At 61.7% G+C, this 25601-nt stretch carries 21 protein-coding genes; 9 read left to right on the top strand and 12 right to left on the bottom strand.

Going from position 1 to position 25601, the window contains the following annotated elements:
* Positions 1-4 precede the first annotated feature (4 nt).
* Positions 5-1243, bottom strand: coding sequence for an extracellular solute-binding protein (locus N2A41_RS17165; RefSeq protein ID WP_018481755.1), 1239 nt, complete (start codon positions 1241-1243; stop codon positions 5-7).
* Positions 1244-1465: 222 nt separating this feature from the next.
* On the opposite strand from N2A41_RS17165, the gene N2A41_RS17160 reads away from it, so the two are divergent.
* The 5 genes from N2A41_RS17160 (at position 1466) to N2A41_RS17140 (ending at position 7572) form a co-directional block, all read left to right on the top strand.
* Positions 1466-2677, top strand: coding sequence for an ROK family transcriptional regulator (locus N2A41_RS17160; RefSeq protein WP_260109316.1), 1212 nt, complete (start codon positions 1466-1468; stop codon positions 2675-2677).
* A 373-nt stretch (positions 2678-3050) separates the two neighbouring features.
* On the top strand, positions 3051-4406 hold the full coding sequence (locus tag N2A41_RS17155; protein ID WP_260109315.1) for an extracellular solute-binding protein: 1356 nt from the start codon (positions 3051-3053) through the stop codon (positions 4404-4406).
* A 234-nt stretch (positions 4407-4640) separates the two neighbouring features.
* Complete coding sequence (locus N2A41_RS17150) at positions 4641-5525, top strand: carbohydrate ABC transporter permease (protein ID WP_018481752.1); 885 nt, start codon at positions 4641-4643, stop codon at positions 5523-5525.
* 10 nt (positions 5526-5535) lie between these two features.
* Positions 5536-6450 carry an ABC transporter permease subunit gene (locus N2A41_RS17145; RefSeq protein ID WP_260109314.1) on the top strand — a complete coding sequence of 305 codons (915 nt, stop codon included), beginning with the start codon at positions 5536-5538 and terminating at the stop codon, positions 6448-6450.
* Between the two features lie 12 nt (positions 6451-6462).
* Positions 6463-7572: a sn-glycerol-3-phosphate import ATP-binding protein UgpC gene (locus tag N2A41_RS17140; protein ID WP_260109313.1), complete on the top strand. Its 1110-nt coding sequence runs from the start codon at positions 6463-6465 to the stop codon at positions 7570-7572.
* Positions 7573-7640: 68 nt separating this feature from the next.
* Here N2A41_RS17140 and N2A41_RS17135 read toward each other — a convergent pair whose 3' ends face one another.
* Positions 7641-8114, bottom strand: a complete 474-nt coding sequence (locus N2A41_RS17135; protein WP_260109312.1) for a cupin domain-containing protein — start codon at positions 8112-8114, stop codon at positions 7641-7643.
* 127 nt (positions 8115-8241) lie between these two features.
* On the opposite strand from N2A41_RS17135, the gene N2A41_RS17130 reads away from it, so the two are divergent.
* A complete protein-coding gene (locus N2A41_RS17130; RefSeq protein WP_260109311.1) occupies positions 8242-8784 on the top strand; it encodes a hypothetical protein in 543 nt (180 codons plus the stop codon).
* 4 nt (positions 8785-8788) lie between these two features.
* Here N2A41_RS17130 and N2A41_RS17125 read toward each other — a convergent pair whose 3' ends face one another.
* From N2A41_RS17125 to N2A41_RS17090, 8 genes are all read right to left on the bottom strand, one after another.
* Positions 8789-10891 (bottom strand): beta-galactosidase, encoded by a 2103-nt coding sequence (locus tag N2A41_RS17125; RefSeq protein WP_260109310.1) that lies wholly within the window; start codon positions 10889-10891, stop codon positions 8789-8791.
* A gap of 212 nt (positions 10892-11103) precedes the next feature.
* Positions 11104-11979, bottom strand: coding sequence for a 2-hydroxy-3-oxopropionate reductase (locus N2A41_RS17120; protein ID WP_260109309.1), 876 nt, complete (start codon positions 11977-11979; stop codon positions 11104-11106).
* Positions 11976-12770, bottom strand: coding sequence for a 2-oxo-tetronate isomerase (gene otnI / locus N2A41_RS17115; protein WP_260109308.1), 795 nt, complete (start codon positions 12768-12770; stop codon positions 11976-11978). Before otnI ends, N2A41_RS17120 begins: the two co-directional genes overlap by 4 nt.
* Positions 12771-12780: 10 nt before the next feature.
* On the bottom strand, positions 12781-14490 hold the full coding sequence (locus N2A41_RS17110) for an ABC transporter ATP-binding protein (protein WP_260109307.1): 1710 nt from the start codon (positions 14488-14490) through the stop codon (positions 12781-12783).
* 10 nt (positions 14491-14500) lie between these two features.
* On the bottom strand, positions 14501-15691 hold the full coding sequence (locus N2A41_RS17105) for an ABC transporter permease (RefSeq protein ID WP_017961798.1): 1191 nt from the start codon (positions 15689-15691) through the stop codon (positions 14501-14503).
* Between the two features lie 10 nt (positions 15692-15701).
* The gene (locus tag N2A41_RS17100) at positions 15702-16688 is read right to left on the bottom strand and encodes an ABC transporter permease (RefSeq protein WP_260109306.1); all 987 of its coding nucleotides are present in this window, start codon (positions 16686-16688) and stop codon (positions 15702-15704) included.
* 103 nt (positions 16689-16791) lie between these two features.
* Positions 16792-18900 (bottom strand): family 10 glycosylhydrolase, encoded by a 2109-nt coding sequence (locus N2A41_RS17095; RefSeq protein ID WP_260109305.1) that lies wholly within the window; start codon positions 18898-18900, stop codon positions 16792-16794.
* A gap of 86 nt (positions 18901-18986) precedes the next feature.
* Positions 18987-20912, bottom strand: a complete 1926-nt coding sequence (locus tag N2A41_RS17090) for an ABC transporter substrate-binding protein (protein WP_260109304.1) — start codon at positions 20910-20912, stop codon at positions 18987-18989.
* Positions 20913-21089: 177 nt separating this feature from the next.
* Here N2A41_RS17090 and N2A41_RS17085 point away from each other — a divergent pair, with 177 nt between their 5' ends.
* On the top strand, positions 21090-22109 hold the full coding sequence (locus N2A41_RS17085; protein ID WP_260109303.1) for a LacI family DNA-binding transcriptional regulator: 1020 nt from the start codon (positions 21090-21092) through the stop codon (positions 22107-22109).
* Here N2A41_RS17085 and N2A41_RS17080 read toward each other — a convergent pair.
* Positions 22106-22876 (bottom strand): TIM barrel protein, encoded by a 771-nt coding sequence (locus tag N2A41_RS17080; RefSeq protein WP_017965878.1) that lies wholly within the window; start codon positions 22874-22876, stop codon positions 22106-22108. The two genes, N2A41_RS17085 and N2A41_RS17080, sit on opposite strands and share 4 nt — an antisense overlap.
* Positions 22877-23020: 144 nt before the next feature.
* Here N2A41_RS17080 and N2A41_RS17075 point away from each other — a divergent pair, with 144 nt between their 5' ends.
* Positions 23021-23809 carry an SDR family NAD(P)-dependent oxidoreductase gene (locus tag N2A41_RS17075; protein WP_260109302.1) on the top strand — a complete coding sequence of 263 codons (789 nt, stop codon included), beginning with the start codon at positions 23021-23023 and terminating at the stop codon, positions 23807-23809.
* Between the two features lie 174 nt (positions 23810-23983).
* On the top strand, positions 23984-24448 hold the full coding sequence (locus N2A41_RS17070; RefSeq protein ID WP_170257941.1) for an RrF2 family transcriptional regulator: 465 nt from the start codon (positions 23984-23986) through the stop codon (positions 24446-24448).
* On the opposite strand, the gene N2A41_RS17065 is transcribed toward N2A41_RS17070, so the two are convergent.
* On the bottom strand, positions 24449-25576 hold the full coding sequence (locus N2A41_RS17065) for a monooxygenase (protein WP_260109301.1): 1128 nt from the start codon (positions 25574-25576) through the stop codon (positions 24449-24451).
* Between the last annotated feature and the right edge of the window lie 25 nt (positions 25577-25601).

Genomic DNA, 25601 nt, shown 5'->3' with positions numbered 1-25601 from the left:
TTGATCAGAGGCCGCTATTATCTGCGGCCGACTTCAGCGCGTCCTCTGGAGAGGACTGGCCGAGCAGCGATTCCTGGATCGCCTGCTGCAGCGCGGTCGAGAGCTCCTGGTATTTCGGCGTCGTCGGACGCGGATACATCGCGGCCAGGCCGATCTTGGCGGCGGAGATCAGCTCTTCCTGGCCCTTGGTGACGGCTGGGTCCTCATAGGAGGACGCCCAGATCGGCAGGCTGAGCTTGGCATAGGCATTCTGCGTCGCCTGCGAGGTCATGAAGGTGATGTATTTCCAGGCTTCATCCGGATGCTTGCTGGCCGAGGTGATGCCAAGGCCCATCGAGCCGTTGACGGCGGAAGCCTCGCTCTTGCCGGCAACACCGGGCGCCGGCACGACGCCGACCTTGCCTGCGACCTTGCTGTCCTTCGGATCGTTGGCCATGTTGTACATGTAGGTCCAGTTCAGCGCGAAGGCGGCATCGCCGTTTTCGAAGACCTTGCGGACGTCCTCTTCCAGGAATTCCTTGGAATTCGGATTGGTGAGGCCGGAGGAATAGCTGGAGACCATGTACTTCAGGGCGTCGAGGCCGCCGCCGGTCTGGAAGGCCGGCTTGCCGTCCTTAAGGAAATCGCCGCCATAGGCGCTGACGAGCGTGGTGTAGTCGCAGATCGCGGCTTCGGCCTGCGACCAGCTCCAGGCGATCGGCGTGGCAAGCAAGCCCTTGTCCTTGATCGTCTTTGCCTGTTCGGTCAGTTCGTCCCAGGTCTTGGGCGGGGTCTTGATGCCGGCCTTTTCGAGGATTTCCTTGTTGTAGAACAGGTATTTGGTGTCGAGGATCCACGGCATGCCGTAATATTTGCTATCATATTGCACAGTGGTCCAGGCACCCGGCAGCACGCCTTTCTTCATCTCGTCGGTGACGCGAGAGGAGACGTCGACCAGCACCTTGTTGGTGGCGTATTCGGCCGGCCAGATGACGTCGAAGAGGACGACGTCATAACCACCGCCGGAACCCTGCGCCAGCACCGTCTTGTCGTGCAGGCCTTCATAGGGAACGAATTCGAGATTTACCTTGATATCGGGGTTCGCCTTGGCGAAGGCGTCGGTCATGGCGCGTACATCGGCCTCGCTATAGGCGGCCTGCGCCATGAAGAGCGCGTTCAGCGTCGTTTCGGCGAAAGCATGCGGCGCAAGGGATGCGCCGATCAAGGCCGCACCCAGAAGCGTCTTGTTAAAGGATTTCAGCATTGCAGCCTCCAGATTTTGACATTTACGCATTGCCGAGGGCGGTCCTCCGCCATCGGTGTTCGAGAAGGCACGCGCGAAAACGTGCCGGTTCGTCGTCTCGGAGCGTCGTCGGAGGCCTTGCCGGCCTCCTGCGTTCCCTGGAACTCTTCGGTCCCTTAATAAGTCAAGTGTCTTGACTTATTACTTCTTCAACATTCTATTGGAGTCAAGAGGAAATTGCACATGAATGACAGCCGCCCGATCCGGGCCAAGAGCGGGACCAATCACGAAGGCACCAGTGCGCATAACCGGCGCGTGATGATCGATGCCCTCAGGATCAACGGTGCGCTTTCACGCGCCGATCTGGCGCGGGCGACGCGGCTGACCAAGCAGACGGTGTCGAATATCATCGAGGAACTCGAGCGCGACGGTCTCGTCAGTTCGCAGGAGGCAGTGAGGAGGGGCAGAGGCCAGCCGTCGACACCCTACGGCCTGGTGCCCGAGGGCGCCTTTGCGATCGGCCTGCAGATCGACCGGCATGTGACGCGGGCGGTCGCAGTCGATCTCGTCGGCAGCGTTCTCGTGCGTGATGAGGCCGGCCTCCCACCCGGAGGTCCGTCGAACGGGACGAAGGTCATCCTCGACCTCGTCGCCGGCATACGCTCAAAGCTTGCCGGGATCGTCCAGCAGTCGGAAAAGCGGCTGGTTGGTCTCGGCGCCGCCATGCCCGGGCCTTTCGGAGTTGCCGGCAGCGGCGACGATCCGTGGATGATGGAGGCCTGGCAGAAATTTCCATTGTTGGAAACGCTGACCGCCGGCACCGGGCTCGATGTCGGCCTGCAGAACGATGCGGCGGCGGCGGCGACTGCCGAACGCATGGTGGGAGCTGCCCATGGCCTCGACCATGCCGTCTGCCTCTTCGTCGGTTATGGCATCGGCGCCGGCCTCATTCTGAACGGCGAACTCTACCGCGGCACCAACGGCAATGCCGGCGAGATCGGCATGGCGCTGCTGTTTGCCGACGGCAAATCGACGCCGCTCGAACATCGCGCCTCGCTCGCCTCGCTGTATCAGCATCTATCGGTCGATCCCGCCGATCCTCATCTGCACGCACGTATCAACGATCTTGCCTTGAGAGGCGATCAAAGCATCCACTCCTGGGTCGAAGCAGCGGCATTGGACCTGCGCTGGAGCATCCATCTCATCGAGACGCTGTTCGATCCGCAGACGGTGATCCTCTGCGGCAGCGCGCCGGAAGCGCTGGTGAACAGGTTGATTGCGGCAATCGGGCCGTTGCTGCCCTCGATCGCCGAACGTCGTGGCCGGACGCTGCCGCGCCTGCAGCCCGGCATGGCCGATTCCTGGTCGGTGGCGCTTGGCGCTGCCGCCGGACCAATCAGCCGTGCATTCGATCCGCGTTTTGCGGCGATCCTGAAGGATTCTCTTCAATCTTAAGGCCCAAACCCTGAAGCCTAATCTCTGAGGTTGCACACCAGTGCAATGGCGAAAATGACAGAGTTTTTGCAAGTTTCGTTGCGGCGGAGTAACCGAATAAAGGCGCTCTGCCACAATATAAATAAATATTAAATATCCCCTAAAATTCCATTGTTTTCGAATATATCTGTAATTTATTGGCAACATGCTGAAGCAAGCTTTGAAATTTCTCTAAATATTTCTCTGGGATTTGCGAATAATGGTTGTATGAATGTTTTGTGACAACTGTATTTAGAAAGTTTCATCTCATGTAATATTCATTGGCCGCGGCAATTTGAACCGGCTAATAGGGCGTGCGCTGAAAGTGCGCGTCTCTTTTACGTTCGAGGTTCTCATGCAAGCCAAGCTTCTCGGCGCCGTTGGCGCCCTTCTCGCTACAGCGTTTCTTGCTGGCCCCGCCGCCGCCGCCGATAAGACCAAGATTGACTTCTGGTTCGGCAATTCCGGTGACATCGCAAAGCGTGTCCAGGAGCAGTGCGATCGCTTCAACCAGTCGCAGGCAGACTACGAAGTCGTCTGCACCAGCCAGGGCAGCTACGACGCGTCCCTGCAGAATACCATTGCTGCGTTCCGCGCCGGCAAGCAGCCGACCATCGCCCAGGTCTCCGACGCCGGCACCCTCGACATCATGCTCTCCGGCGCGTACTACCCGGCCAACAAGCTGATGGCCGACATGGGCTACACCGTCGACTGGAAGGACTACTTCTCCGGTATCTCCGGCTACTACGCGACATCGAAGGGCGAGATGTACTCCTTCCCCTTCAACTCCTCGACCGCTCTTCTCTACTGGAACAAGGACGCCTTCGCCAAGATCGGCAAGGATCATGCTCCTTCGACCTGGAAGGAAGCAGGCGAGGACCTCAAGGCTCTGAAGGATGCAGGCTATGCTTGCCCGCTCGGCTTTGACATCTCCAACAACGAAGTCTGGCAGTACATCGAGCAGTTCGAAGCGGTCAACGGCGAAGCGATCGCCACGAAGAAGAACGGTTTTGAAGGTCTTGATGCGGAGCTGGTGTTCAACAAGAACCCGCTTCTCGTCAGCTACGTTAAGGACCTCAAGTCCTGGTACGACAACAAGCTTGCCGTCATCAAGAACAAGGCTGTCGGCCAGACCTTCGTCGAAGCCTTTGCCGCTGGCGATTGCCAGGTCATCCTGACCTCTGTCGGCGACCACGGCAATGTTGGCCGCACCGCCAAACAGGGCATGAACTGGGGCGTTGCCATGCTCCCGACCTACGGCGACGCAACCCGGCACAGCTCTTATGTTGGCGGCGCTTCGCTCTGGGTTTTGAAGGGTCATTCCGACGCTGAATACAAGGCTGCCGCTGCCTTCTTCAATTTCATCGCAAAGCCGGAAGAAGCTCTTACCTGGTCAACCGTTACTGGTTACATCCCGGTTCGTAACTCCGGCTTCGAATATCTGAACAAGCAGGGCTTCTACGACAAGGCTCCTTATGCCGGCCGCGAACTCGCCATTCAGAGCCTGACCGCTTCGCCGGCTGGCGACGCGGCTCCGCACGGCATCCGCCTCGGTGGCCTGCTGCAGGTCCGCACCGAAATCGCCAATGGTCTGCAGGCAATCTTCGTCAACAATGCCGATGTCCAAGCTTCGCTCGACAGCGCTGCCGAGCGTGGCAACACGCTGCTGCGTCGCTTCCAGCAGACCTACAAGAACGTTCAGCTCCCCTGATCGCTTGGATAATGAGCCGCACCCGGCCCGCGTTTCGCGCGCCGGGTGCGTCTTTGTAAGTTCTTCAGTCGGCCGCGGATGCGGACTCGCCGCCCGCGCATGAAGCGCGCCGCAATCTTTCAGATTCGCTCCTCGCGCTTTAGATCTCTATTGTGACGCATGTCGTTACCGCAAAACTGCTGCACAGTTTTGCGCGACATGTTTTAAACCAGACCAGGACGAAAACGACCACTCATGGAAAAGCGCGTCACCTTCTCCTCGACGACGATCGGGCTGCTCTTCGCATTTCCGATGCTGTTGCTGATCTTCGTCTTCTTCTATTGGCCGAGCGCGCAGGCGCTCTATTGGGCGTTCACGCTCGAGCAGCCATGGGGCGGCGGTAATGCCTGGGTCGGTTTCGACAATTTCAAACAGCTGCTCACCGACCCGATTTATTGGGACTCGATCACCCGCAGCATGATCTTCGGCTTCAGCTCAACGGCCATTGCCATGGGGCTGGCGCTCATCCTGGCACTTTTGACGGATCGTGAACTGCGCGGCCACAAAGTCTACCGGTCGGTCTTCATCTGGCCTTACGCAATTGCCGCTCCCGCTCTCGGCCTCGCCTTCCGCTTCATCCTGGCGCCGGAGGCCGGCCTTCTGTCGGTTATCAACCATGTCTGGCCCGGCCTCTGGAACCCCGCGCTCGACGGCAAGGATGCGATGATCGCCGTCATCGTCGCCTTCTCCTGGAAGTATATCGGCTACAACTTCATCTTCTTCCTCTCGGCGCTGCAAGGCATCCCGCGCTCGCTGATCGAGGCCGCCGCGATGGATGGTTCGGGACCGATGCGGCGGATCTGGGATATCCAGCTGCCCCTGCTGACGCCGACGCTGTTCTTCCTGCTCGTCATCAACATCACCGAGAGCTTCCAGGATTCCTTCGGTATCGTCGACGTGATGACACAGGGCGGCCCGGCGCGCGCCACCGAACTCATGGTCTATAAGATCTATTTCGACGGTTTTAGAGGTCTCGACTATTCGGGCGCCGCAGCGCAGTCCATCGTCCTGATGGTGCTCGTTGTCCTGCTCACCATCTTCCAGTTCCGCTTCATCGAGCGGCGCGTGCATTACAAGTGAGGTCGCGGACATGATCGAACGCACGCCGATATTCAACTTCATCTGCTATAGCCTTCTCGCGCTCGGCATGGTGATCGCGCTTCTGCCTTTCGCCATCGTCATCATTGCCTCGACGCTTGATCTGGAGACGGCCAATCGCGTGCCGCTGCCGCTGGTTCCAGGCTCGCATTTCTGGGAAAACGCTGAGACCGCCTGGGTTCGCGCCGATCTCGGCAACAAGCTGTTCCACAGCATTATCTTCGCCGCAACCGTTGGCGCCGGCAAGGTCCTGCTGTCTTCCATGGCAGCCTTCTCGATCGTCTACTTCCGCTTCCGCGGCCGGTATGTGATTTTCTGGATCATCTTCATCACGCTGATGCTGCCGCTGGAAGTCCGCATCGTGCCGACCTATTCGATTGCGGCCAACGCGCTGCAGCCTTTCCAGACGATCCTCGACATCACCGGCATAAGCTGGCTCGTTGCGCAGATCACCGGCGTCCAGATCAAGCTCGAATGGGGCCTGCTGAATTCCTATCCCGGTCTCGTTTTGCCGCTGGTCGCAACCGCGACCGGCACCTTCCTCTACCGGCAGTTCTACCTGACGGTTCCGGACGAGCTGGCCGAGGCTTCGAAGATGGACGGATCGGGCCCGGTCCGGTTCTTCTGGGACATTCTGCTGCCGCTTTCGCGGCCAAATATGATCGCGCTCTTCACGATCATGTTCGTCTGGGCCTGGAACCAGTATCTTTGGCCACTACTGATCACCACCGATCCGAAATTCGGCATCGCCGTGACCCAGCTCAAGACCCTCATCCCGTCCGAATTCGGCCTGCCCGACTGGAATGTCGCCATGGCCGGAACCCTGATCATCATGTCGCCGCCATTGATCCTCGTCATTCTGATGCAGCGCTGGTTCGTACGCGGCCTTATCTCCACCGAGAAGTGAAGGAGTACTCCCTTGGCACCGATCTCCATTCGTGGCGTGAAGAAAAACTACGGCAAGACCCCCGTCGTTCACGGCGTCGATCTCGACATCCAGTCGGGCGAGTTCATCGTCATCCTCGGCCCGTCCGGCTGCGGCAAGTCCACGCTGCTGCGGATGATCGCCGGCCTCGAGGAAATCACCGGCGGCGAAATCGCCATCGACGGCCGCGTCGTGAACCAGTTGGAGCCGCGCGAGCGCGGTTGCGCCATGGTGTTCCAGAACTATGCGCTTTATCCGCATATGAGTGTTGCCGAGAATATCGGCTACGCATTGAAGGTGGCCGGAGTCTCGAAGGCGGAGCGTCAGCGGCGCATCGGCGAGGTCGCCAAGGCGCTCAGCCTCGAACCCTTTCTCGACCGTCGGCCGGCCGCTCTTTCCGGCGGTCAGCGTCAGCGTGTCGCCATGGGCCGCGCGATGATCCGCGAACCGAAGGTGTTCCTCTTCGACGAGCCATTATCGAACCTCGACGCCAAGCTGCGCATCGCCATGCGCGCCGAAATCCGCCGCCTGCACCGCCGCCTCGGCGCCACGTCGATCTTCGTCACGCATGACCAGACCGAGGCGATGACGCTGGCCGACCGGCTGGTGGTGATGAACGGCGGCAGGGTGGAGCAGGTCGGTACGCCGGAAGAGGTCTATCATCATCCAGTCTCGCGCTTCGTCGCGGGTTTCGTCGGCACGCCGGCGATGAACCTGCTCGAGGGCACGATCAATGACGAGGGCGTCTTCGTCTACGATCAAAGCCGCAAGATCGCGCTGCCGCGCGAGCGCGCCGCACCGCTGAAAGGCAAACGCGTCGTGCTCGGCATGCGCGCCGAGGCCGCCCGGCTGGTCGCCCCGGATGCGCCCGGCGCCCTCACCGCAACGGCCGATTTCATCGAAGAGCTCGGCGCAAGCCGCGTCGTCCACGCCGATTTCGATGGGCTGCCGTTTGCCGTGGCGCTGACCGAAGCGGTGAAGGTGAAGTCGGGCGATCCGATCGGCATCGCCATCGATTACGACCAGATCCACCTCTATGCCGCCGACACCGGCCGGATCATCGAAAACCCGGTTACAGCAGGTGCAGGTGCCGTTCACGCCTGAAGCAGTCTGCGATGGTCCTTGCAGAGCGTTCGGCGGCTGAGGATGTCAGCCACTTGCTCGAAGGTGAATTATCGGTGGATCGGGTCGATCCACGCAACGTCTTCCGGCTTTTCGACCGGCTCGATGTCGAGGTTGACGACGACCGGTTCCTGGCCAGAGCGGACGAGAACGCATTCCAGCGTCTCGTTGCGGCTGGCGTTGATCTCCTGATGCGGCACATAGGGCGGAACGTAGATGAAGTCGCCGGGGCCGGCCTCGGCGGTATACTCCAGATGCTCGCCCCAGCGCATGCGGGCCTTGCCCTTGACCACGTAGATGATGCTTTCGAGATCGCCGTGGTGATGGGCGCCGGTCTTGGCATTGGCATGGATCGTCACAGTGCCGGCCCAGATCTTCTCGGCGCCGGCGCGCGCATTGTTGATCGCGGTCGCGCGGTTCATGCCCGGCGTCTGCGCAGTGTTCGGATCGAGCGAATTGCCGGGAATGACCTTGACGCCATGTTCCCGCCAGTCGACATGATGATGCTCGTGGTCGTCGCTCATGCCTTGCCTCCACTTTCGATTTAATCAGTCTAGGTGAGCCGGGCGGCAGCCAAGCGGATTTGCCGCTGCGCAGCCGCATAACGTCTCGGCCCTATCGCTTCGGCGTACAAAGGAAAGAAAGGACCCGATGAGCCACCTCCTGCAAATCGACTACGACACCGCTTCGGAAGAGGTTCGTGCGGCCCACGACGAGGAAGTCAGGCTGCGCGGCCGGATGACCAACATGAAGCGGACGCTGCTGCATTCGCCCGCCGCGCACCGTATCTATGCCGAATGGTTCACGCTGCGGGCTGAGCTCGATCCTGCGTTCAGCGACCGGGCGATCTGGATCTTCTCGCATGCGATCTCGAAGACGGCGAAATCGAAGATCGCCATCACCTTCTTCCGCCGGGCGCTGATCAACAAGGGTTTCAATCCCGATGCGCTGGAGTTTTCAGACGAGGAAGCGCTGCTCGACGCCTTCGGCAAGGCGATCGTCGCCGATTCCAACGCCGTTCCCACCGAACTCTGGGCGAAGCTGAAACAGCGCTACGAGACCAAGGTGCTCGTCGATCTCGTCGCCTTCGCCGGCATCATGCTGGCCACCGCCGTCTTCAACAATGTCGTCGATGTCGATTTCGATTCCGAGCTTGAAGGCTTTGCCGAACGCGCCAGTTCATCCGCGTCCTGAAGTTTCAGCTATTGAGCGGCAGGATCAGCACATCGCGCGGCGGCACCTCGATGCCACTATTGCCGATGTGGTCGATCGGCCAGACTGCCTGGCTTTGGGCAAGCGCTCCCCGGGCGAGCGTCACCTCGGTCTTCTGCGCCGCCCTTGTCGGATTGACGAGCCAGAGGAAGCTGCCCTTTTCTCCCTCGTGGATACGGGCGAAGAGTGCGGCATTCGACAGCGTCACATGGCGCTTCGTCCCGCTCCATCTCAATAGCTCAGCGAAGAAAGCGCCGTTCGCCTTCCCCTGCGTGCGGTAATAGGCCACGGAAGGATTGGTGCCGATCAGCAGCGTGCGGCCCTTGCCATAGGCATTTTCGACGACGGCAAGACGGCCGTCGGTGAAATGGCCGCGCCCGTTCCCGCCAGCCAGCCGGTAGGATTGCAGGAAGCCGCCGCCGTCGACGGCTGCACCATCCAGATCGAAATGGATGCGGTCGCCGATATCGGGCATGAATTCGACGTCCTCCTCGCGCGCGCCGAAGACCTCGTCGAGGCCCATGTTCGGCTGCACGGCGCCGACATGGCCGCGATCGCCGAAATAGCCGGGGCATGCCTCGGCAATCAGCGTGCCGCCGTTTTCGACCCAGTCTTTCAGACGCTTCGCCTGCTCTGATGTGAACATGATCGGATAGGGGAAATAGAGGAAATCATAGGCCGCGATGTCGTCGATATGCACCCAGTCCGGCTGCACGCCGTTTTCGAGGAAGGCGCGATAGGCGCCCCACATGGCTTCCGGATAGGGTTTCTCCTTGCGGTCGTGGTTCAGGAGGTAATCGAACTCCTGCGTTTCGCGAACGACAAGGATGCCGACCTCGCCGCGCACGGGCTTTGCTTCCCAGAGGGGGCCTTGCGCCTTGTCATTTGCCCATTTCGCCACGGCGCTTGCCATATCGGAGCGCGGCGTGCGCGAGCCGTCCATGCCGTAGGAGCCGAACGCGCCGAAGAGCGGGCCATCGAGCAGCGGGCGCCAGCGCAAGTTGATCACGCCGCGGGCGCCGCCGGCAAGCGAAGTCATGCTCCAGAGGCGGATATCCTCGGGCTCGGCGACGCGGCCATCCTCCTTGTCGCGGCCGATCACCTGCGGCTGCAGCCAGAGCGGGCCGCCCTGGCGCTCGGCGTGCCAGAAGGGTTTGCCGCGGGCGGCAGCGCGGTTGATGTCGACGCCATACCAGTTCTTCCAGGCTTCCGATCCCTTGCGGGCCTGGATCCAGGTGAAGCCGTAGACTTCGACCTTGGAGGCAGCGAGCCAGTCGTCGCAGCCGTTGGCCGCCATGTTGGGAATTGCGCCGGATATGCCGTGAGCAGCGATGGTATTCTTCTGGTCGACGGCGCGGATCGTGTCGATGCGCCACTGCATCTGGTCGTAGAAATTGTCGCGCTTGAACTGCAGCCAGTCGATGCATTCGGTATAGGGGGCCATGTGCACCGGCGGCTCGATATCGTCCCATTCGGCATAGCTGTAGCGGTACCAGGCTTTCGCCAGGACCTTCAGGCTGCCGTACTTCTTCTCCAGCCATTTGCGAAAGGCTGATTTGGCAAAGGGGCTGTAATCGACATCGGCGGAATAGTTGCACTCGTTCCAGACGTCATAGCCATAGATCGCCGGATGATCCTTGTAGCGCGTGGCGAGCGCGGTCAGGAATTTTCCCGCCGCTTCCTTCACTTCGGGGCAGTTCAGCGTCAGGGCGCCGGCGCCGCCACCATTGTTGGAGAAGCCGCCGGTCGCCGAGGAGACGCCCATATAGGAACCGAGTTTGGTGCCGTCGGCATTGACCTGCAGCGCATGAGCATATTTGCGCACCGCCCAGTCGGGTACGGCATGGATCAGTTCGGCGATAACGGTCTTGATGCCGTTTGCAGCGGCAAGGTCCATCTGACGATCATATTCCTCCCAGTCGTAGACGCCGGGGGCGGTTTCGATCGCGCTCCACATGAACCAGTGGCGGAAGATGTTGAGGCCGTCTTGGCCGGCGGTGGCATAGTCGCGTTCCCAATCTTCGCGGGGCGGGTTGGACTTGCGGAAATAGACGGCGCCGTAGGGCAGCTGGATATCTTTGTTGAGCATTTTCCTGTCCTTCTCTATCGATGCCCGGACATGGCTTCGCCGTCCGGAAAGAAGGCTCCGGCAGTCGGCAATCGAAGATGTCGTCCGGTTGTTCTAAAAAGCGTTGATCTAAAGCGCGTCGCGATCTTTCAGATTCGCTCCTCGCGCTTTAGGTCTTTATTTCTACGGATGTCGTTGTCGCAAAACCGCTGCACACTTTTGCGCGACATGCTTTAGCGCGGTCCTCCGGCGAGGAGTTCCAGGGTGCGGATGAGGGCGGAATGGTCGCGTTCGCCGTCGCCATTGGCGATCGCGGCATTCATCAGTTGTTGCGTGGCGGCCGTGTTCGGCAGCGACAGATCGAGTGCGCGGGCGGCATCGACGGCAAGCGTCATGTCCTTGCGGTGCAGGCGGATGCGGAAGCCGGGCTCGAAGGTCTCCTTGACCATGCGCTCGCCATGCACTTCGAGGATGCGCGATGAAGCAAAGCCGCCCATCAGCGCGGTGCGCACCTTGGCCGGATCGGCACCGGCACGCTTGGCAAACAGCAGCGCTTCGGCAACCGCCTCGATCGTCAGGCCGACGATGATCTGGTTGGCGACCTTCGCCGTCTGGCCGTCGCCGCTACCGCCGACATGGGTGATATTCTTGCCCATCTTCTCGAAGAGCGGCCTGGCGCGTTCGAAAGCCGGCTCCTTGCCGCCGACCATGATCGTCAGCGAGGCGGCCTTGGCGCCGACCTCACCGCCTGAAACCGGGGCATCGAGATAATCGCAGCCGAGCGCCTCGATGCGTTTGGCGAAAGTCTTGGTGGCGACCGGCGAGATCGAGCTCATGTCGATGACCAGCTTGTCGGCGGAGAGACCTGACGCGACGCCGTCTTCGCCGAACAGCACCGCCTCGACATCGGGTGTATCCGGCAGCATCAGGATGACGATGTCGGAAGCGTGCGCTACCGCCCTGGCGCTTGCTACGGCTTTGCCGCCCTTGTCGACTAGATGCTGCGAGATTTCCTTCACGCGGCTCAGATGCAGCGTGTGGCCGGCATCGATCAGGTGTTCCGCCATCGGGCGGCCCATGACGCCCAGTCCGATAAATCCGATGTTCATGCTGTCCTCGCTGACTTCAGATAGGGTTTCATCCAGCCGAGGCCTTCGCTGGTGCCGGACTTCGGCTTGTACTCGCAGCCCACCCAGCCGTCGTAGCCGAGGCGATCGAGCTCGGAGAGGATGAAACCGTAATTGATCTCGCCGGTGCCGGGTTCGTTGCGGCCGGGATTGTCGGCGATCTGGACATGGGCGATCTTCTCCTTCAGCCGGATGAAGGTGGAGATCAGATCGCCCTGCATGATCTGCATGTGGTAGAAATCATACTGGATATAGAGGTTGTCGGAACCGACCCTGTCGAGGATGCGCTCGGCATCAGCGGTGCTCGACAGGAGGAAGCCTGGAATATCGCGCAGATTGATCGGCTCGATCAGTAGCCTGACGCCGGCGTCGGCACAGCGCTTTGCAGCATATTTCAGATTGTCGACCAGCACCGTTTCCAGCGTTTGAAGGTCCGCACCCCTAGGCACCAGCCCGGAGATGACATTCACCTGCCGGCAATCGAGAGCTGCGGCATAGTCGAGCGCCTGCGCGACCCCGTTGCGGAACTCCTCTACGCGCTTCGGCAGGCAGGCGATGCCGCGCTCGCCGCCGGCCCAGTCGCCTGATGGCACGTTGAAGAGCGCCTGTTTCAGGCCGCTCGCCATCAGCGCCTCGGCGACCGTCTCCTTCGGCTCGGAATAGGGGCCGAGATATTCGAGGGCGCCGAAGCCGTCCTTTGCGGCTGCCGTGAAACGGTCGAGAAAGGGCAGGTTCTGGTAGAGGAAGGAAAGGTTGGCGGAAAATTTCGGCACGGGATCGTCCTTAAATATTGGCAGGCGCGACAAAACGATGCCGGTGCAGCATGCGCTTGTCGCGAGGGTCGGGATTGGGAACGGCGGATATGAGGCTCTTCGTATAGGCCTCCTCGGGAGCGGTGCAGATCCGTTCGGCCTCGCCAAGTTCGACGATTTTGCCGCGATGCATGACGGCGACACGATCGCAGAAATAGCGCACGACCGAAATATCGTGCGAGATGAAGATAAAACTGAGGTTTAGCCGCTGACGGATATCGAGCAGCAGGTCGAGGATCTGGCTGCGGATCGAGACGTCGAGTGCCGTCGTTGCCTCGTCGGCGATGATGATGCGCGGATCGAGCGCAAGGGCGCGGGCGATGCCGATGCGCTGGCGCTGGCCGCCGGAGAAGGCATGCGGATAACGCTCCATGCCCATCGGATCGAGGCCGACGAGACGCATCAGCTCGGCGACGCGGTCCTCCAGCGCCTTGCCCTTGGCCAGCCCGTTGACAACAAGCGGATCGCCGATCACCTCCTTGACGGTCATGCGCGGATTGAGCGAGGCGAAGGGGTCCTGGAAGACCAGACGGACTTCGCGGTGGAAGGTGCGGAGTTCGCGCTTGGTGAGTTTCGTGACGTCGATCTCGCTACCGTCCTTGCCGCGATAGCTAATGCTGCCCGATGTCGGCTCGACGGTGCGCAGGATGAGCCGGCCGAGCGTCGTCTTGCCGGAACCGCTTTCACCGACAATGCCGAGGTTTTCGCCCGGATAAAGATCGAAGCTGGCGTCGTCGACGGCGCGCAGCGTGTTGGCCTTGCCGTGCCAGCCATAGATCTTGCCGAGGTTGCGGACGGACAGGATCGGCTGCGGCGCCTGCGGCGACAGTGCCACGGCGGGCAGCCGCCCTTCGACATGGTGGGTCAGCTTGACCGTCGAGGCCAGCAGCTGGCGGGTATAGGGATGCTTGGCGGCATGGTAAATCGCATCCACCGGGCCGTGCTCGACGATGCGGCCGAAGCGCATGACGGCGACATCATCGGCCACTTCGGCGACGATCCCCATGTCATGGGTGATGAGCAGCATGGCCATGCCGCGTTCGACCTGCAAGCGCTTGATAAGGTCGAGGATTTCGGCCTGCGTGGTGACGTCGAGTGCCGTCGTCGGCTCGTCGGCGATGAGAATGTCGGGATTGCCGGCAAGCGCCATGGCGATCATGGCGCGCTGGCGCATTCCGCCGGAGAACTCGAAGGTGTAGCGGTCGGCCATCTTGTCCGGGTTCGGAATTTCGACCTGGCGCAGCAGTTCGATGGTCCTTTCGCGGGCTGCATGCTGATCAAGATTGCTGTGCAGGCGCACGGCCTCGATGATCTGCGAACCGATGGTATGGACCGGTGACAGCGAGCTCATCGGCTCCTGGAAGATCAGGCCGATGCGGCGGCCGCGGATGGCGCGCATCGCCCGATCCGACGGTTTCAGCGCGGCGATGTCGGCGATCCCGTCGCCGTTATTGAGCAGGATGCGGCCGGAAACGATGCTGCCGGGGCTGTCGACGATCTGCAGCAGCGAGCGGGCGGTGACGCTTTTACCGGATCCGCTCTCGCCGACGAGACAGAGCGTCTCACCGCGCTTCAGCTCGAAGCTGACATTTTCGACGGCGTGCAGGATGTGGGTGCGCAGCCGGAAATCGATCGAGAGGTTTTCGATGGAGAGAACGACGTCGTCTGAAAGATCGGTCATGGTTTCCTCCTCAATTGTCGTAGGGGTCGGCGGCATCGCGCAGGCCGTCGCCGAAGAAATTGAAGGACAGGACGGCGACGACGACCGCGAGCGACGGCCAGATCAGGAGCCACGGCGCGGTGGCGACGGTGCGGATGTTCTGGGCGTCCTGCAGCAGCACGCCCCAGCTGACGACCGGCGGCTTGAGACCGATGCCGAGGAAGGAAAGCGAGGTCTCGGCGACGATCATTGTCGGCACGGCCAGTGTCACGACCGCAAGGATGTGGCTCGTCAGCGACGGCAGGATGTGGCGGAAGATCAGCCGTGCTTCGCTCGATCCGTCGAGCCGGGCGGCGACGACGAAATCCTCGCTGCGCAGCGCCAGGAACCGGCCGCGCACCTCCCGCGCCAGGCTGGTCCAGCCGAGCAGCGAGACAATGATCGTGATGACGAAATAGACATTGACCGGCGACCATGTCAGCGGGATCGCCGCCGCCAGGCCGAGCCATAGCGGGATGGTCGGCATGGCGCTGACGACCTCGATGACGCGCTGGATCAGCGTATCGACCCAGCCGCCGTAGAAGCCGGAGATGGATCCGAGCACGACGCCCAGGATCAGCGACATGGCGACGCCGACGAGGCCGATCGACATGGATACGCGTGTGCCGTAGACGAGGCGCGAGAAGACGTCGCGGCCGAGCCGGTCGGCACCGAGCAGATACATCGGGTCGTTCTGGTTGAGGGGGCCGATCAGGTGGCGGTTCATCGGGATCAGGCCCCAGAGATCGTAGGCCGCGCCTTTGACGAAGAAGCCGATCGGGACGACCTTGGTGTCGTCGACGACGAAGGTGCGGCGCAGCGCCACCTTGTCGATCTCGACCTTGTAGCCCTTCACATGGAAATTGAACTCCGAGCTGCCGTCCGGTTTTTCGACGAAGAAGCTGAAGCCCTGCGGCGGGGCATAGGTATATTGCGGCCGCGAGGTCATCGGCAAAGCCGGCGCCAGGAATTCGGCGAAGAGGCCAACCAGATAGAGGAAGAGGATGATGGCGCCGGCCACCATCGCCACCTTCTGGCGGATCAGTTTGCCGGCGACCAGCCGCCAGGGGCCGATCGCGGCGGTCGAGACGGTCTTGCCCTGTTTCAGCGGGCTGATCGACGGGCCATCGGCAACAGTGTGAAGCGGACCAGCGTGGTTTCCGAAGGTTTCGTGCGTGCTCATCGCATTCCCCTCAATTGAACCGGATGCGCGGATCGAGCAGCGCCAGCAACAGATCCGACAGCAGCATGCCGACGAGGGTCAGCGCGCTCAAAAGCAGGATGAAACTGCCGGCGAGGTACATGTCCTGCGAGATCAGTGCGCGGAAAAGCAGCGGCCCGGCGGTCGGCAGGTTCAGCACGATGGCGGTGATCGTCACGCCGGAGACGAGATGCGGCAGCACCCAGCCGATCGCCGAGACGAAGGGATTGAGCGCGATTCTGACCGGATATTTCAAGATGACCTTGTATTCCGGCAGTCCCTTGGCGCGGGCGGTGACGACATAGGGCTTGTGCAGTTCGTCGGTCAGGTTGGCGCGCAGGATGCGGATCATTGCTGCCGTTCCCGATGCGCCGATGATGATGATCGGGATCCAGAGATGGGCGAGGAAATCACCAATCTTGGCGAGGCTCCAGGGCGCCTCGGCATATTCCGGCGAAATCAGCCCGCCGACGCTCTGGCCGAGATATCTATAGGCGATGTACATCAGCGTCAGCGCCAGGATGAAGTTCGGCACAGCAAGGCCGATGAAGCCGAGGAAGGTGAAGACATGGTCGCCAACGGAGTGGCGGCGGACAGCGGAATAGATGCCGATCGGCAAAGCGACGATCCAGACGAAGAGCAGGCTCAGGAGCGAGATCACCAGCGTCGAGCCCATGCGAGCCCAGATCAGCCCGGAGACGGGCTGGCCCCACTCGAAGGAGTAGCCGAAGTCGCCGCGGCTGACGATGCCCCAGATCCATTTCAGATATTGGACATAGAAGGGGTCGTCGAAGCCGTAGATTTCCTTCAGCCGCTCGATCTGCGCGGGATCGACGGTCTGGCCGCTGTCGCTCATGGTGGCGATCATCGACGTCAGATAGTCACCTGGTGGCAACTGGATGATCAGGAACGAGATCAGCGACATGCCGAATAGGGTCGGGATCATGTAGAGCACGCGCTTGAAGATATAGCCAAGCATCGAAACGTTTCTCCTCCGGTCGGGAACGCCGTGACGCGCTTCCCCGGATCTTTACCCACCTTCGGCCCTCCAGGCCGAAAGCGCTCCTTCGTCGCGTGTCATCTCATTTCCAGGTAAGATGCAGGACCTCCAGCCGATCGATACCAGGCACCTCCACCTGCGCGCGGCCATTCCCGAAGCTGAAGTTTGCGGCGCGGTCGGCAACGACGAGCCAAGCCTTTGCCAGCGATCGGCCCTCCGGAATCTCCACCGAAACGGTCTGCGCTGCCAGAGGGTAATTGTCGCGGATCGGGCCTTTCATCATCATCGGGTTGGTGAGGTTGAAGAGGCTGACTGCCAGGCCCCCATCGTTTTCGCGCAGCGCCAGATCGACGACCCCCTTGCCCTTGACGGTGACACGCGGCGTCTTGTCGAGTGCCCAATGAACGGCGTTGGCGATGAGCCGCGCATGATCAACGGCAAAGACCTCCCAGAAGATCTCGCCGATGTTCCAGGGGATGTAGACCGTGCGGCCACCCTTGCCAGTCTCGCGGGCGATGACGGCAGCACCTTTCGGGGCCTCACGCGGATAGACCTCTTCCATCGGCAGATCGGGAAAGTCGGGGATGTAGAGGAAGGGTGTCTTCGCATCGACCGACGGTTCGGCGTGGATCAGGCGGGTGCCGCCCATGATCCGCTCGGCGCCGTCGAAACCCCGATTGATCGGGTGATCGCCAGAAAGGGCGACATAGGTGTTCTTGACGATGCCGCGCGGGCCGGAGACGTATCTGGCGCCGAGCACGTCGGCCAGGCCGAAGTTGGGGCGCTTCTTGCCGAACTCGTCGCGCAGCGACGTCTCATAGGAGGCAATAACGCTGCCGCCGCGATCGACATAGGCGCGGATTGCGGCGTTCTGCGCATCCGAAAGGCAGGAAGCGTTGGCGAGGATGATCAGCTTGAACCGATCGAGGCTCTCTTCGGTTAGCACCTGGTCCGAGAGCAGCTCGAAGGGCAGGCGGGCTTCGACGAGGGCATGATAGAGACCGAGATCGTGTTTTTCGGCGGAATGCCGCTCTTCCGGCGCCCAATGGCGCAGCGTCGTCGAGGGATCGACGACAGCGATTTCGGCGGTCGGCTTCATGCTTTCCAGCACGGGCTCGACGGCTGCTTGCAGGCCGAATGCGTCGGCCACCGGCTCGACCCAGCGTTTGTCGGGCACGACACCGTTGAATTTGGTGAACCAGGCGTAGAGGCCGTGGGCAGTGCCGTCGTTGATCCAGAGCTGCATCTCCTCACCCGAGGTGACGGCGTCCTTCCAGCGATATTCCTCCTCCGGGCCGATCGAGGTGATCAGCACGACCGGGCGGTCGGGGAAGGTGGCGCGGATGCGCTTGCCGTTGCGGCCTGCCGACCAGCCGAGCTCCAGGCCCTTTCGGCCCTGATGGTCGACGACGAGGAAGGGGCAGTGCCTGGCGATGACCGAGAGATCGAATTCCATCAGCGAAGCGCCACCCATGTTCGGAATGAAGCTCGCATGCGGGCGGATCGCTTTGACGGCATCGTCCCATCGCGCGATCATGTCTGTCAGCACGCGGCGGCGCCATTGCACCCAGGCCTGCCAGGCCGGATCCTCGGCATCGGGCTTCTTCGGCAGAGCATGGCCGGACATGTCCTTGAAGCGGCGGCCGCTGTCTTCGCTATAATCGACGCCGTGGCCCTGCCAGCGATTGGCGAAGACCGCATCGACATCGTATTTGCGGACGATCTCCTTGACCACCTCAGGCATGAAGACGCTGTTGTAGTCGCCATAGGCATTGGTCACCCAGACATCGGGATAGGCCCAGTGGCGGCGCGGGGTTCCGTCGGCATTGATCATCACCCATTCCGGATGGGCTTTGGCGGCATCGTCATGGATCGCATGCGGGTCAACGCGGGCCATGACATGCATGTCGAGCTTGCGGGCGGCATCGACGAGCGAGCCGAAGATATCCTTGTCGCCGAGATATTTGCTGACATAGTGGTAGGGCACGTCGCTGGGATAATAGGCGATGTAACCGCCGGCGCTGAGGCAGACCGCGTTCGACTTCGTACGCTTGAACACGTCGATCCAGAAGGCCGGATCGTATTTCTCCGGGTCGTCTTCCACGAAAGTCAGCTGGGTCCAGCGGGTCGCGGTCTTGAACCAGTCCGGCGTCCTCAGCGTGTGGGTGTTCCGTTTCCTGGCATCGAGCATCGTCTTTATCCAATCATTGGCAAAAGAAAAACCTCGGCGCCAACCGGAAGGGCCGGCGCCTGGCATGCATCATGGGGAATGGGCCATCAGGCCTTATAGAACTGCTCCGGCATCGTCGGAGCGGGCGTCGGCCAGCCGAAGGAGTTCGGCATGATCTTGGTGATGTTCTTCATGTTGTTCTTGACGATGCCGTAGCCGTCGGGCGGCAGCGAGATGCCGAAGACATAGAAGTTGTCGGCGGCGCCTTGCAGGATCTGCTTCATGACCTCGCGCTGGCCTGATGCGTCGGAAGTCGCCTTCAACTTGTCGTATAGCGCAAGCTGGCTCTTCGTGTTTTCCGGCGGTTCCTCGGCATTGGCATTGGCGCGGTCGCGATACCAGAGCTGCCAGGCCGGGGCATACATGGCGTTGGCATCGGTCGGCACGTAATAGCGCGGGTCGAGCATGGCGGCGACGCCGCCATTGGCGCCGAACTGGTGGGCGGTCGCGTCGAAATCGCGGCCCTGGCGGACGCGCGTCTCCCAAAGCGAACGGTCCATCGAGCGCATCTGCGCATCGATGCCGACCGCCTGGAACATCGGAATGACAAGTTGGAAGAGATCGAGGAAGACGGCGCGCGCCTGGTCGATCTCGAAGATGATCGTCAGGCGGCGGCCCTTTTCGTCGAGGCGGAAGTTCTGGTCGTCGCGCTTCGGCACGATCTGATCGAGCATGGCATTCGCCTTGTCGACGTCATAGGCCGTGAACTGCGTGGCGAGTTGCTCGTTGTAAAGCGGATCTTCCTTTTTGATCGACGGCTGGGCAGGCGCGCCCTGGCCAACGAGCACGGCATCGATCAGCGACTGCCGGTCGAGCGCGGTCGAGAGTGCCGCGCGGAAATCCTTGTTCCGGAAGAGCGTCCGCTTGGTCTCGTCGTTGTGGTTCAGGTTGAAGATGAAATTCATCACATTGGCTTCGGTCGAAGTCAGCGTGTAGAAATCATAGCCGCCCTGCTCACGCGCATCGTAGAGAACCGACTTGTTGTTCGGCGTGGCGATATACTGGTCCATCAGGTCGACTTCGCCCTGCATGGCCTTCAGCAGCAGAACCTGCGGGTCGGCGACCATCTGGTAGACGATGCGGTCCATATAGGGCAGCTGGTTGCCCTCGGTATCGACCTTCCAATAGTAGGGATTGCGCTCGGCAACGGCGCGTTCGGTGTTTTCGCCGGGTGCTATGGTGAACATCCAGGCATGCACGCAGGGCTTCTTCGAGGAGTTCAGGAAGAAGGCGTTGTCGTCCTGGAAACCGGCGGCCGCCTGGAAGGAGGCGATCCAGCTTTCGAAGCCGCGTTGCTTGGCGAGTTCATCGGCCTTCGGATTGAAGTCGATGTGGAACTGCTCGAGATAATGCTTTGGCGTGCGCGTCGTCTGGTCGTTGTTTGCCCAGGCGACCTGCAGCGGGAAAAGACCGTTCGGCTTGTCGAAGGTGACCTTGAAGGTCTGCTCGTCGACGATCTCCAGCTTGGCCGGCTTGCCGCCGGACTTCCAATGATCCTGGCCGACGAAGGCGACGCGCTTGTCGGTAAAGACGGTGTCGTACCAGAACTTGATGTCGGCAGTGGTGTAGGGATGACCGTCCGACCATTTCATTCCCTTGCGCAGGCGGATCGTATAGACTCTGGAATCGCCGTCACCCTCAAAAGACTCGGCAACGTTCAGCGTCACGCCTGACCAGTCGGGGGTGTAGCGCAGCAGCGGTTCGTAGGCCTGGTAGCGAAACAGCATCGACAGCGACCCGCCGCCAACCAGCGCCATGTTCCAGTCGCCGCCGTATTTGCCGACGCTTTCGACCGGTTTGACGACGAGCGGATTTTCAGGAAGCCGGTCCTTCAGACCCGGCAGGGCGCCGCTCGACACCTTCGTTTTCAGGATATCCGCTTCCTTGAAGTCAGCGGCGAAAACCGGCAGGGCCGGTAATATCAGGGCGGCCGACGTCCCGGCCAGAAACGCACGTCGTTTCAGCTTGATCATAGGGATCTCCTCCAAAAATCCGTGCCCTTATCATTATTTTTGCTGTGGGCTTGGATGGAGAAAAGATTACATTTGGATATTGTTAGGTAAAGCGTTATGTTTACGTTAGTGTATAAATTTGCTTTACCGGCGCGATTGCTATAGCCAGCGCGCATCAATCGAACGCTGAGGTGCCACGTGGGAAGCAGGGGCCGGGTTACATTGCAGACGATCGCGCGGGAGGTCGGCCTGTCGAAATACGCGGTGTCGCGCTCACTTGCCGGCAAGAGCGGCGTCAGCGAAGAAACGCGCGCGCTGATCCGCGAGACGGCGCAGCGCCTCGGCTATATCAAGCCTGCCGGGCAGGGTACTGCCGGCGAGGTCGCGGTCGTCTTTCACGATCTCGATGCCGTCAACAGTGAGCTCTATATGCAGGTGCAGAACGGTGTGCAGCGCGAGGCTCATCGGCTCGGCATGACGCTACGCGTACGCTGGACCCATGATTCCGGCCAGTTGGAAGAGCTGGCGCGCACTTGCGACGGGCTGATGCTCGTCGGTCCGCACGCTCGTGAGGCTGTGGCGGCGGTGAGTGCCACCGGCGTTCCGATCGTGCGTTTCGGCTGGGTCGGTGCGCTTGAGCAGATAGACCATGTCGGCGGCACCGACCATGAGGCAGGGCAGGCGGTGGTAGAGTATCTGGTCGGGCTCGGCCATCGGTCCATTGTTTACGTCTATGGCATGCCGGGCCTGCGGGGACGCCAAGAGCGGCATTACGGCGCCCGCGAAGTCGCCGAACGTTATCCTGACGTTGCGCTTCATGTTATGCAGTTCGACGAAGAGAATGGCTTCAGAGCGGCCTTCCGAGCGCTCGTGGAAAAAGGCATCCGGCCAACGGCTTTTTTCTGCGCCCATGACGGGCTGGCACTGACCGTGGTTTCCGAGCTGCTCGGTCAGGGATACCGCATTCCCGACGATATTTCGGTCGTCGGTTTCGGCGACTACTCGCCGGCAACGCAGATCTCGCCGGCGCTGACGACGGTGAGGATGGAGGGGCAGGAGTGCGGGGCCGTCGGGCTGCGGCTCTTGCTCGAGCGCATCGAGAATCCACGCCTCCCCGGCATGCCGGCGCGGCGCATCATGATTGCCTCGCGCATTATCGAGCGCCGCTCTGCCGGACCCTGCAAGGCGGTGGCAAGCGTCGATGCCGCCGAGGTTTAACCGCCGAGCGAAGCAATCGCGGCCTTGACTGCGTCCGCGCCGGGCCTGGTCGGCCGGTACTCCAGACCGACGGCGCCGTCGTAACCGTTGGCGAAGATCCAGCCGAGGCGTAGAGCAAGGTCGATGCTGCCGGAGCCCGGCTCGTTGCGGCCGGGGTGATCGGCGACATGGACGTGGATGATACGGTCGAGACGGCCGTTCAGCACGTCTTCGCTGCGCTCGTCCATCACGGCGGAATGGTAGATGTCGTAGACGATGCCGATCTCGGGGCGAGCGACGTCGTCGATGATGTCGAGGCCTTCGCGGGTCGAATCGAGGAAATAGCCGATATGGTCGATGCGGATATTGAGCGGCTCGACGCCGAGGCGCACACCGCTGCCTTTGAGGATATCGGCGCCGGCTCTCAGCGTTTCGGTGAGCGCCCGGCGCTGTTCTTCGCGGCTCAAGCCTGGGAGATCGTCGCCCGCCTGGGCAATTAGCACCGGCGCGCCGAGACGCTTCGCGGCAGTCACGGATTCGGCAAGGCCTTTGAGCCAGACCTGCCGGTTGGCGGCGTCGGTCAGTGCGATCATCGGTTCGGCGACGAGGCTGGAGACGGCAAGGCCGGTTTCCTTCAGCGCCGCCTCGATCGCATTCAGATCCTTGTCGGTCCAGCGCCAGAATTCGATCGCCGTCAGGCCGGCTGCATGGGCGCGGCGGATGCGATCGGGAAAGCTGTCGCCCTCTTCGGCAAACAGCCACTCTATGCAGGCTGAATAACGTCGCATCAAAACTCCTCCCATCCGTTGATGCAGGCATGCGACAGATCGGCGTCTGCCGCAAGAGGAGTGCAGGCGCTTGACGACCGGTATTCATTGGCGGAACACTCAGCACATCAGGCCGGGATCTCCGGCCGTTTTGCGGAGGAAGACATGGATCTCGGATTGAAGCGAAAGACTGCCGTCATAACAGGTGCGTCGGTCGGCATCGGACTGGCGATCGCCGAGGGATTGGCGGCCGAGGGCGCCGACCTCGTGCTGGCAGCACGCGGCGGCGAACGGCTCGAGGCGGAAGCCGCCCGTATCGCCGAGACGTACGGCGTCAGCGCCGCCGCTGTCGCGGCCGATGTGGCGACGGTTGCGGGAACCGAGGCGATCATCGCGGCGGCGGCCGCAAAAGGCGGCGCCGACATCCTCATCAACAATGCCGGCACCGGATCGAACGAGACGGTGATGGAGGCGCCCGACGAGAAGTGGCAGACCTATTGGGACCTGCATGTGATGGCCGCCGTGCGGCTGGCGCGCGGCATCGCGCCGCAGATGAAGGAACGCGGCGGCGGAGTGATCCTGCACAACGCCTCGATCTGCGCTGTCCAGCCACTCTGGTACGAGCCGATCTACAACGTCAGCAAGTCGGCGCTGATGATGTTTTCGAAGACGCTCTCGACCGAACTCATCAAGGACAATATCCGTGTCAACTGTGTCAATGCCGGCCTGATCCTGACGCCCGACTGGATCAAGACCGCCAAGCAATTGACCGCCGAAACCGGCGGCAACTGGGAGGGCTATCTGCAGAGCGTCGCCAACGAGCACGCCGCCTCCAAACGGTTCGGCACGCCGGAGGAGCTGGCCAACGTCTTTGTCTTCCTCAGTTCGGAGCGTGCGAGCTATTGCATCGGCTCGACCTATTTCGTCGACGGCGGCATGCTGAAGACGATCTGACCGAGGTGAGCGGAAAGCGCGCGGCGGCCGGTCTTTGTCAAGGCTGCCGTGCGGGCCTGTGGATGTTGCCGATACAAGCTATAAATAATAGCTATTTTGTTGTATGTTCACGCTTTTGACGCTATTTGCCTGCTATTGGCAGGATAATACTGCGATTTCTACAAGGCGACGACGATGCTGACGAAAAAGGGAAAATACGGGCTGAAGGCGCTGGTCGACCTGGCCCGGCTGGCGCCGGGTGAGACCGCCTTCATCAACGACATCGCGGCCCGCAACAATATCCCGAAGAAGTTTCTCGATACGATCCTGCTCGAACTGCGCAATGTCGGCATCCTGCGCTCGAAAAAGGGACCGGGCGGCGGCTATTCCCTGTCGCGGCCGGCCTCCGAAATCCGCATCGGCCATGTCATCCGCACGCTCGACGGGCCCCTAGCGCCCATCCGTTGCGCCAGCCGAACGGCTTACGAGGCCTGCGACGACTGTGCCGATCCGGAAACCTGTCAGGTGCGGCGCTCGATGACCGACGTTCGGGACGCGATCGCCGCCATTCTCGACAATATGACCCTTGAGCAATTCGTCGCCGGCGGTGGCCGCGTCGACGGTACGACGGAAGAATTCCCGATCTCCGCCGCCAGCTGATTAGGCGCCGCCAACCTTCGACATATATTCGCCTGCGGCATGCACCAGCTTATCGTGCGGCAGCGATAGCGCGTGAATGCGGGCATTGCGCCAATGGCGGTCGAGATTGAGCCCGATGCCGGCCGATGTTTCCCCTGCAAGTTCAAACAGCGCGTTTGCGGTGTCGAGCGCCGTTTCCCCGGCAAGGATTGCGGCGGCCGAGGCGGAAAAATGCGCGTCCGCCATCGCTGCCTCAACAGGATTGACCTGGGCAATGTCGAGTTTGCGCCCAGCCCGTTCCAAGGCTGCCACTGTCGCTTCGATACGGATGGCGCGGCCGCCGATTCGCGGGAGGACGGTCGCGCTGCGATCGCCAATCGCGGTCATCAGGTCGCTCCATGCGGCCCGCGCGATGCCCAGGCTGACGCCGGCCTTGAGCAGCAGGCCGAGCGAGATGCCGGTCGAATATCCGGACGAGGGGGCAGGGGCAATCGCATCGGCATTGACATGAAGTGTGGCGACGATCACCGTCGCTGATCCGTTGGTGCGCTGGCCGAAGCCGTCCCAATCGTCGACCACCTGCACGCCTTCGTCAGCCCGTGCAAGGTAGAGCGTCACCGGGCGGCTGGGCGGGGCGGTGGCGGCAGCGGCGATCCAGTCGGCGAATAGAATACCGGGCGCCTGTCGCGTGCGCCCACTCAGGCGGTAGCCCGGGCCTTCGGCCGCAAGCGCAGCTCCGTCGGTGAAGGCGGCGCCCGAAAAGCGGTCGCCGAGCAGCACGCGGGCAAACAGCGATGCCTTCAAATCTTCGGCAGCCTGGGTGCGGAGGGTTTCCAGCATGCAAAAATGATTTTCCAGCGCCTCGCCGATCGAAGGATCGCCCTCGGCGATGATTGCAACGATTTCGGCGAGCAAGGCGTTCGACACGTCGAGCCCTTGGTGGTCGGGCGGTACCGCGATTGCAGTCAGCCCCGATACCGACAGCGCATCAAGCTCGGCAAAGGGTAGGATGCGGTTGATATCGCGCTCGCTCGCGTGATGCCGGAATGCGGCGGCGAGGTCGCGGGCCGTGGATATCGCCTCCTCTTCGCTTTCGATGCGATGCGCGGGAGCTCTCAGGCTCTGATGAAATTGCGATACCGTTCCCATCGGTCACTCTTTTCTCGACGGATAT

It is taken from the genome of Rhizobium sp. SRDI969 (assembly GCF_025152725.1).
GTDB lineage: Bacteria > Pseudomonadota > Alphaproteobacteria > Rhizobiales > Rhizobiaceae > Rhizobium > Rhizobium leguminosarum_I.
This window is presented reverse-complemented; position numbering and strand designations above follow the sequence as displayed.

Coding starts and splice junctions, on each gene's coding strand:
- N2A41_RS17160 (WP_260109316.1), top strand. CDS start 1,466: ATGAATGACAGCCGCCCGATCCGGGCCAAGAGCGGGACCAATCACGAA.
- N2A41_RS17135 (WP_260109312.1), bottom strand. CDS start 8,114: ATGAGCGACGACCACGAGCATCATCATGTCGACTGGCGGGAACATGGC.
- N2A41_RS17095 (WP_260109305.1), bottom strand. CDS start 18,900: ATGCTCGATGCCAGGAAACGGAACACCCACACGCTGAGGACGCCGGAC.
- N2A41_RS17070 (WP_170257941.1), top strand. CDS start 23,984: ATGCTGACGAAAAAGGGAAAATACGGGCTGAAGGCGCTGGTCGACCTG.
- N2A41_RS17120 (WP_260109309.1), bottom strand. CDS start 11,979: ATGAACATCGGATTTATCGGACTGGGCGTCATGGGCCGCCCGATGGCG.
- N2A41_RS17080 (WP_017965878.1), bottom strand. CDS start 22,876: ATGCGACGTTATTCAGCCTGCATAGAGTGGCTGTTTGCCGAAGAGGGC.
- N2A41_RS17110 (WP_260109307.1), bottom strand. CDS start 14,490: ATGACCGATCTTTCAGACGACGTCGTTCTCTCCATCGAAAACCTCTCG.
- N2A41_RS17125 (WP_260109310.1), bottom strand. CDS start 10,891: ATGCTCAACAAAGATATCCAGCTGCCCTACGGCGCCGTCTATTTCCGC.
- N2A41_RS17065 (WP_260109301.1), bottom strand. CDS start 25,576: ATGGGAACGGTATCGCAATTTCATCAGAGCCTGAGAGCTCCCGCGCAT.
- N2A41_RS17100 (WP_260109306.1), bottom strand. CDS start 16,688: ATGCTTGGCTATATCTTCAAGCGCGTGCTCTACATGATCCCGACCCTA.
- N2A41_RS17075 (WP_260109302.1), top strand. CDS start 23,021: ATGGATCTCGGATTGAAGCGAAAGACTGCCGTCATAACAGGTGCGTCG.
- N2A41_RS17090 (WP_260109304.1), bottom strand. CDS start 20,912: ATGATCAAGCTGAAACGACGTGCGTTTCTGGCCGGGACGTCGGCCGCC.
- N2A41_RS17155 (WP_260109315.1), top strand. CDS start 3,051: ATGCAAGCCAAGCTTCTCGGCGCCGTTGGCGCCCTTCTCGCTACAGCG.
- N2A41_RS17145 (WP_260109314.1), top strand. CDS start 5,536: ATGATCGAACGCACGCCGATATTCAACTTCATCTGCTATAGCCTTCTC.
- N2A41_RS17130 (WP_260109311.1), top strand. CDS start 8,242: ATGAGCCACCTCCTGCAAATCGACTACGACACCGCTTCGGAAGAGGTT.
- N2A41_RS17105 (WP_017961798.1), bottom strand. CDS start 15,691: ATGAGCACGCACGAAACCTTCGGAAACCACGCTGGTCCGCTTCACACT.
- N2A41_RS17150 (WP_018481752.1), top strand. CDS start 4,641: ATGGAAAAGCGCGTCACCTTCTCCTCGACGACGATCGGGCTGCTCTTC.
- N2A41_RS17165 (WP_018481755.1), bottom strand. CDS start 1,243: ATGCTGAAATCCTTTAACAAGACGCTTCTGGGTGCGGCCTTGATCGGC.